The organism is Ruegeria sp. CDSC052 (genome assembly GCF_059610685.1).
On record NZ_JBXWOB010000009.1, the window covers coordinates 135,342 to 142,225 of the forward strand.

General features: G+C 54.4%; 8 protein-coding genes. 6 read left to right on the forward strand and 2 right to left on the reverse strand.

Features of this window, described 5'->3' with window-relative positions:
• Window positions 1–55 precede the first annotated feature (55 nt).
• Window positions 56–397: a hypothetical protein gene (locus tag AC2FIM_RS14930; protein ID WP_496732131.1), complete on the forward strand. Its 342-nt coding sequence runs from the start codon at window positions 56–58 to the stop codon at window positions 395–397.
• 258 nt (window positions 398–655) lie between these two features.
• On the opposite strand, the gene curA is transcribed toward AC2FIM_RS14930, so the two are convergent.
• A complete protein-coding gene (curA, locus tag AC2FIM_RS14935) occupies window positions 656–1,687 on the reverse strand; it encodes an NADPH-dependent curcumin/dihydrocurcumin reductase (RefSeq protein ID WP_496679355.1) in 1,032 nt (343 codons plus the stop codon).
• A gap of 657 nt (window positions 1,688–2,344) precedes the next feature.
• Window positions 2,345–2,962, reverse strand: coding sequence for a helix-turn-helix domain-containing protein (locus tag AC2FIM_RS14940; RefSeq protein ID WP_142638879.1), 618 nt, complete (start codon window positions 2,960–2,962; stop codon window positions 2,345–2,347).
• 101 nt (window positions 2,963–3,063) lie between these two features.
• Between AC2FIM_RS14940 and AC2FIM_RS14945 the strand changes: the two genes are divergently transcribed.
• Genes AC2FIM_RS14945 through AC2FIM_RS14965 form a run of 5 tightly spaced genes read left to right on the forward strand, consistent with a single transcriptional unit; the run spans window position 3,064 to window position 6,670 of the window.
• Window positions 3,064–4,254, forward strand: a complete 1,191-nt coding sequence (locus tag AC2FIM_RS14945) for an LLM class flavin-dependent oxidoreductase (RefSeq protein WP_496708359.1) — start codon at window positions 3,064–3,066, stop codon at window positions 4,252–4,254.
• Complete coding sequence (locus AC2FIM_RS14950) at window positions 4,247–4,924, forward strand: glutathione S-transferase family protein (RefSeq protein WP_271952623.1); 678 nt, start codon at window positions 4,247–4,249, stop codon at window positions 4,922–4,924. The genes AC2FIM_RS14945 and AC2FIM_RS14950 overlap by 8 nt, the downstream gene beginning before the upstream one ends.
• On the forward strand, window positions 4,924–5,406 hold the full coding sequence (locus tag AC2FIM_RS14955) for a flavin reductase family protein (RefSeq protein WP_271952621.1): 483 nt from the start codon (window positions 4,924–4,926) through the stop codon (window positions 5,404–5,406). The genes AC2FIM_RS14950 and AC2FIM_RS14955 overlap by 1 nt, the downstream gene beginning before the upstream one ends.
• A complete protein-coding gene (locus tag AC2FIM_RS14960; protein ID WP_496708360.1) occupies window positions 5,403–6,299 on the forward strand; it encodes an alpha/beta hydrolase in 897 nt (298 codons plus the stop codon). The genes AC2FIM_RS14955 and AC2FIM_RS14960 overlap by 4 nt, the downstream gene beginning before the upstream one ends.
• Window positions 6,296–6,670, forward strand: coding sequence for a nuclear transport factor 2 family protein (locus tag AC2FIM_RS14965; RefSeq protein WP_271952617.1), 375 nt, complete (start codon window positions 6,296–6,298; stop codon window positions 6,668–6,670). The genes AC2FIM_RS14960 and AC2FIM_RS14965 overlap by 4 nt, the downstream gene beginning before the upstream one ends.
• The last annotated feature ends 214 nt before the right edge of the window (window positions 6,671–6,884 follow it).

Below are 6,884 nucleotides of genomic sequence, written 5' to 3' on the forward strand. Positions count from 1 at the left end.
GTTGTCGGCCATTGTGTCTAGGCCGTTGCGGACCGGCACGTCATCAGGAACTGCCATGGCCTGCAAGCGGAGTCCTTGGCGCACAAGCCGGAGGCCCACGCGCACAGCAGGCTTTCCGGTCATCTTTGCCGATAAAAGTCAGGACACAGACCCGGCCTTTGTGGATGCGCTCCGCGAAGTGGCGCAGGCGGTTTCACTAGGCTTCTGTCTCGGCTTCTTCTGCGATCCGGAGCAGAAAATTTACATGCAAGGTGCCGGACAAATTCCGCCTGAAGAGGGATGGGAGATGTCTGACGTCAGCGCCAACCTGACGTTGACGTATTACAATATCATCGAATGCTGCGTTTGCTTCGATGGCCGCTATGAGCCGATTGTGTTGAAAAACTCGAGTATGTGACGGCTGCATTTGCGTCGCCGCTGGCGACATACACGCCTCCCAAAGCAATGTGCCCGCACGCAAAATCCCAGTCGAGCGTCATCCAAATGCCGTGACGGGGGACTAAACTTCTGAAAGTGGCGCATCCTTCCAGTAGCCCGAATGGCAGATTTCGGGATCAGCCGAGAAGATCGAACCTTTGGCTCAACTGCAGCTTTGGGCGGCACTTTGACGATGGAACCATCCAAAGAACGATACAATGTCTGGCTGCGTGTCCGGCTAACCAACTTTTACGACCATCTTTCCAAAGTTTCCGCCGGCCAGCAGTTGATTGAATGCTTCCGGAGCATTTTCCAGCCCCTCAACCACATGTTCCTTGTAGCTTATTGAACCGTTTTTGAGCCAAGCCGTCATATCGCGGACAAACTCCTGATACACGTCGGCACCAAAGTTGTCGAAGATTATGAAACCCTGCATTCTGACTTTCATCCGCAGGATCGTGCCCATGATCGCAGGGCCCATATCCGGGCCGTCCGGTAGGCCGGGCAGGTTGTACCAGGATACAATCCCGCAGACGGGCACCCGTGCAAACGGGTTCAAGAGTGGCAATACGGCATAGAGAACTTTGCCGCCAACGTTTTCGAAATACACGTCAATTCCACTTGGACAAGCTTCGCGCAGTTGCGCCGCCAGATCATCAGATCGATGGTCCAAACACGCGTCAAATCCAAGGTTTTCGACTACATGAGCACATTTTTCAGAACCGCCTGCGATGCCCACTACGCGACATCCTTTTAGCTTTGCGATCTGACCGACTGTTGCGCCTACCGGGCCGGCTGCGGCAGCCACAACAACTGTTTCACCGGCTTTTGGCTCCCCGATTTTCAGAAGCCCGGCATAAGCCGTGTAGCCTGGCATTCCGAGAATTCCGAGCGACCAAGACGGGTTGTCCGGGGATTTCCCCAACTTAACGACCTGCGTTCCATCTGAGACAGCAAAATCCTGCCACCCGCTTGTATTGAGCACATACTCTCCGACGTCGTATCCTTCGATGTTGGATTTGACCACCTGCCCGACGACCTGCGCCGTCATAACACCGCCAATCGGAACGGGTTCGGCATAGGATTTTGCGTCATTCATTCGGCCACGCATGTAAGGATCCAACGACAGGTACACCGTACGTACCAGCATTTCGTCTGGTCCAGGTTCAGGAACGCTCGTGGTTTCCAGGCGCAATGTATTCTCGTCCAGTTGTCCGGCTGGGCGATTGGCGAGAACAATACGACGATTGGTGGCGGATGCTTGGGGCATTGTGACCTCTCATAAGACGACTTTCTTGCAACAGAGACCAAATTCCGCTGCAGAGCAACACGACAGCACCAACGAGTTCGAAAAACCTATAGACTTGGCCCAATCACGCACGATCTGCGCATTGAAATGCCCAAACGCTCATGGAAACGCCCTGCTAAAAAGTAATCAAACCCGACCCTAGTTTTGTCTTCCATTCACCTCTCGACTGAGTTCTGGTTCCTTCAAGAATCTCGAAGTGGAGGGGTCTCCGAGTCTTGCTTTGCAGGTCTGAAGCTTGCTCATGGATCTGACCAGAAGCCATGACATCATAGACTTCAATCGTGACCAAGCCACAGCCGCACAATTTACTGTCGATGGCCATATCGAAGAGAGCGAGATCGCGATGGTTAGCTGCGAGCGCACGCAGTGTCTCAAATGCAGTGCGAGAGGAGAATCTGGTGTTGCTGTTCAGCGGAAGGGGTAACCATTCATGCAGACGGTAGCGGCGATTAGTGGTCGAATTTACAGATCGCAGGACAAAGCCAACTGTTGTCTCTATTGACCAAATGACTGGTTTTGGCCCAAGCAGTTAGGTCAGACCTGTGGGCTTTTCCGAATGCCATTATCCGTTGCTTTGTATCAAAAGCAATTCTCGCAATAGCGATGGCTGGCCAATAATCACCAAGTAATCCGTATTGGCGACATCGCCCAGACCATTGTGGCCTCTTTGTCAGTCCGGTTGCGGAACCGATGCGCGATCATTGAAGGGTAGGAAAAGCTGTCGCCTTTGCGAAGAACTATGATTTCTTCACCAAGGCGCAGCTCCACTTCGCCACTCAAGACGATCGCATGTTGCTCGCCCTCGAAGGAATAGCCTTCCTGGGGTTCGGGCGGTGTACCGGCCCCTGGGCGAAACCGGGACAGGATCAGATAGCATTGTCCGGATAGTGTGCTGGATAGCAGTTCGTCTTCGAATCCCAACTCCTGGGTTGTACGCGTGTACATGTTGGAAAGCGCCCTGCGATTTTCTTTGCGTACGACATGTTTGCGCTCCAATGGTCCGGCACCCGATTGCTTGGGAAAGAACCAGTTGGGATCGACCGAGAGCGCTTCACTGATCTCTCGCAGAAGCTCCGCCGATGCTTTTGCTGATCCCAGCTCGATCCGGCTCAGATACGCCGTCGAGCAGGATACCGTTTCCGAAAGGTCTTGTAACGTCAGGCCACGCGCCTTGCGCACTTCGCGGATTTCGCTGCCAAGCCGTTGAGTGTCAGTATCAGTAACGTTGCTATTCATGCATTCGGGATAAGAGATTTTTGTTGATTTTTCGAGTAAAATTCAACTTAGTTGAAAATAGGGTAAAAATTCAACTTATCATATCTGTCCGGGAGATCGCTATGCGCTTTGATTTGATTGCCAATTTCAGTCCTGGTGAGACGATTCCCTGGACCCGGACATTGGAGATGATCCTCGAACAATGTTCGCTGGCAGAGCAGGCTGGATTCACGACCGCCTGGTTCACAGAACATCACTTTGCCCATAACGGCTATATGAACGCGCCGCCCAACCCGATCCAGATGGGTACGCATGTGGCTGCTCATTGCACAAAACTGCGGGTTGGAACGGCGCCCATCATCTTGCCGGACTGGCACCCATTGCGCGTGGCCGAAGACGCGGCGATGCTGGATAACATGTCGCTGGGCCGGTTCGATTTTGGTGTCGCCAAGGGCATCAATGAGCGCTCGACCATCCAGTTCAACTCGGATGCGGATCGGCGCGACAACGCCAAGGTGATGCGCCTCTATCAAGAGAGCCTGGATATTATTCTTAAGGCGTGGACCAACGAGGCCTTCACCCATCAAGGTGAGTTCTATGAGTTCCCAGTTCCAGGCTGGAAAGAAGCCAACCGTTTTTTTGAACCGCTGGACCCGCGCTATCACGACGAGAATGGCGAGTACAAAGCGATATACGTGCATCCACGCCCGTATTCTGATCCGCACCCGCCGGTCTGGCTCATGTCGAATGCGCCTCCCACATTCAAGCTTGCTGGTGAAAAAGGGTGGGGTGTGATCTCGATGGCCGCTGGACCCAAGGCGACACTGGCCTGCTGGGAACCCTACCGCGAGGCGCTGTCCAAACGTGAAGGGCGCGATGTGAAACCAGGAGAAGGCGTTGGCGTCTGCACGGCCTTCTATGTCGGTGAAAGCATGGAGGAGGCGGTGAACACCATTCGTGGCCCGATCAATGCCTATTACGAATTCCTCGGCGGGTCGCGCCCCAAGGGCGAGTGGACAAAACATGGCTATCTTGATGTCGGTGAAGAGATGACTTCTGAGGACGAAGAGATGGATTGGTTCGATTTCCTCAATAAACGCGGGATCATTGTGGTTGGTGACGCCGAATATGTAGCGGATCGTTTTGCCGAGCGGCAGGAAACCATCGGCCTCGACCACCTCATGTTGATGCAGCAATACACTGGCGTTCCCTATGAGAAAATCCTGTCCAGTTGGCATCGACTGTTTGAGCATGTCGTTCCAAAATTCGGGGCACAATCCATCGCGCAGAAAAGGATGTTGGAGCATGCTTGAAATTTGGGGGCGGCCCTATTCATCAAACGTTATTCCGGTGATTTGGACAGCCAATGAGTTGGGATTGGACTATACGCTCCAACTGGCCGGGGGCAGCTTTGGCAAGCTCGACACTGATATGTACGCGCAGATCAATCCCAACAAAATGATCCCGGCGATCCGCGATGGGGATTTCGCGCTTTGGGAAAGCCTCGCCATTGTGCGGTATCTCTGCGACCGGTACGGCGCGGGAACGTTTAGCCCCTCTGACCTACAGACCCGCGCCATCGCGGATCAATGGATGGAGTGGTCCGCCAGCCGCGCCTTCGGGCCGGTGATTTACCTGTTTTTTGCAACTGTGCGCACCCAATCCGACCAACGGGACCAGGAACAGATCGCCAAACTTCGCGATGAGGCGCATGAAGCGCTGACCATTCTGGATCAGCACCTTGCGGATAAGGCCTATGTCTGTGGCGACAGCTTTACCATGGCGGATATTCCGCTGGGTTGCGTGGCGTATCGCTATTTCAATGTCGAGGTCGACCGCCCACCGTTGCCCAATGTCGAAGCGTGGTACGAACGATTGGCGGAACGCCCCGCATACCGGGGTCACGTCATGCGTCATTTCGGCACAAACCCGGATGAGTGGGCCGCCCTTGAAAAGGCCTGTGTCAGCGAAGGACTTCTGTGATGGACCTGCATGACTTTCGCCGTGCGCTTGGCGCTTTTCCGACAGGGGTTACAATCGTGGCCACTTATGACCCCGAGGGCATGCCATGGGGCCTGACCGCCAACTCCTTCACCTCGGTCTCACTCGAACCGCCTGTGATCTCTGTCTGTGTCGCAAAATCGGGTCGCGTGTTCCCGACGCTGTCCAGGTCAGATCATTTCGCGGTCAACATCCTGTCCGCGGATCAGAAAGCTTTGGCGTTGCATTTTGCCAGCAATGTGGAAAACCGGTTTGCCGATACGGAATGGACTCCTGGGGCCAAGACGCCTTTGGTCCCCGGTGCATCTGCGTATCTGGAATGCACCGTGCACAACCGGGTTGATGCGGGTGATCATGAAATCCTCTTGGGACGTGTCGTGAACTATGCCCATGCACCCGTTCCTCCTCTGGTCTTTTGTCGCGGCGCGTTCTTTTCCGCGCCCCAATCGGAGGCAGTATCATGAGTGATCACCTGACTTTCCACACTCGGTTCAGCCCTGACGAATTCGACGCGCAGTACAATTTGCGGGCTGGGCGGCCGGACTATGAAGTGACCGTCATTCCCGGGTGGAGCCGCGACAGCGCGCACGCGCGTGCAACATCCGATTGCAGCCTAGATATCCGCTATGGAGAAGGCGAAAAACAAAAGCTGGATGTCTTCCGCTGCGCGGACACTGCCGCACCGACATTGGTCTATTTCCACGGCGGCTATTGGCAGCGTGGCGACAAATCGATCTACAGCTTCATTGCGCCGCCGTTTGTTGAGGCGGGGTTCAATGTTGTTGTCATCGGATACGATCTTTGCCCGTCTGTGACCATCACGAGAATTTCGGAAGAAGCGCGTGAGGCCATGTCCTTTGTCTGGCGCAACGCGGGCGCATTGGGCATCAATCCAGACCGTTTCTGCGTCATGGGCCATTCCGCTGGCGGCCATATTACCCAGATGATGATGGCGACCGATTGGCCGGCATTTGACGATGACTTGCCAACAGACCTGATTAAATCTGGCATTCCGGTCTCACCGCTCAGCTATCTTGAGCCGGTCCGCCTGACCGAGGCTTTGAATGCGGGCATCCGAATGGATCCGGCAGAAGCCCAGGCCGAAAGCCCGATGACCAAGCACCCTCCGGGTACCAATGCCCCTCAGCTGGTCGTCGTCGGCGGCGCGGAAACCGATGAGTTCCACAGGCAGGCACGAATGTATGTCGAAAAATACGAAACAGCAGACCGCAAGATGGGCCTCTATTTCGTGCCCGATGTGGATCACTTTGACGAACTGAATGTGCTGGTCGACCCGGCGAGCCCCTTCTTCAAACACACTTGCGATATGCTTCAAGGAAAAGGACCGAAATCATGACCGCTTTGACCCGGGACCTAGTCGACTCTGTCGGTGACGCGTTTAACGCCAATGACATCGATGCCGTAATGAGACACTTCGCAACCGACGCTACATTTGATCACGCTGTTGGCCCCGAAGAACATGGCGTGCGTCTGGAAGGAGCCGAAACCATTCGTGGTGCTTTTGCAGCCCTGTTCGAAAAGGTCGCGAACGTGCATTGGGAAACGCTCGACTGCGCTATTTCCGGCAACAAGGCTTATTGCGAATATCGCCGTACAGCCGTGCACAAGGATGGTTCAAAAGAAGAGTTTCTAAGCGTTGACATCCTGACCTACCGAGACGGGCTGATTGTCCATAAAGACACGTATTACAAGCAACGTACAAGCTGACCCGACAGCCTTTGATGCAGCCAAGCACGCAGCAGTTTTGTAAGAGGGAACCTATCTCGCTTTGACAAACCGCTGCGTCGGCAATCAAGTTCCGTTTCGCGCAATCCGTTATTGCGTAATGAAAAGATGCGAAAACATCTAGGGTCAGGACCCATTGATTTCCGTTTTGCGGCGTGATTCACGGTTCAAAAACGAGCGGTGAACATGTCTGATC

What these genes read in the sequence shown, in the direction of transcription:
- AC2FIM_RS14930 (WP_496732131.1), top strand. Translation starts at nt 56, where the DNA reads ATGGCCTGCAAGCGGAGTCCTTGGCGCACAAGCCGGAGGCCCACGCGC.
- curA (WP_496679355.1), bottom strand. Translation starts at nt 1,687, where the DNA reads ATGCCCCAAGCATCCGCCACCAATCGTCGTATTGTTCTCGCCAATCGC.
- AC2FIM_RS14965 (WP_271952617.1), top strand. Translation starts at nt 6,296, where the DNA reads ATGACCGCTTTGACCCGGGACCTAGTCGACTCTGTCGGTGACGCGTTT.
- AC2FIM_RS14955 (WP_271952621.1), top strand. Translation starts at nt 4,924, where the DNA reads ATGGACCTGCATGACTTTCGCCGTGCGCTTGGCGCTTTTCCGACAGGG.
- AC2FIM_RS14950 (WP_271952623.1), top strand. Translation starts at nt 4,247, where the DNA reads ATGCTTGAAATTTGGGGGCGGCCCTATTCATCAAACGTTATTCCGGTG.
- AC2FIM_RS14960 (WP_496708360.1), top strand. Translation starts at nt 5,403, where the DNA reads ATGAGTGATCACCTGACTTTCCACACTCGGTTCAGCCCTGACGAATTC.
- AC2FIM_RS14945 (WP_496708359.1), top strand. Translation starts at nt 3,064, where the DNA reads ATGCGCTTTGATTTGATTGCCAATTTCAGTCCTGGTGAGACGATTCCC.
- AC2FIM_RS14940 (WP_142638879.1), bottom strand. Translation starts at nt 2,962, where the DNA reads ATGAATAGCAACGTTACTGATACTGACACTCAACGGCTTGGCAGCGAA.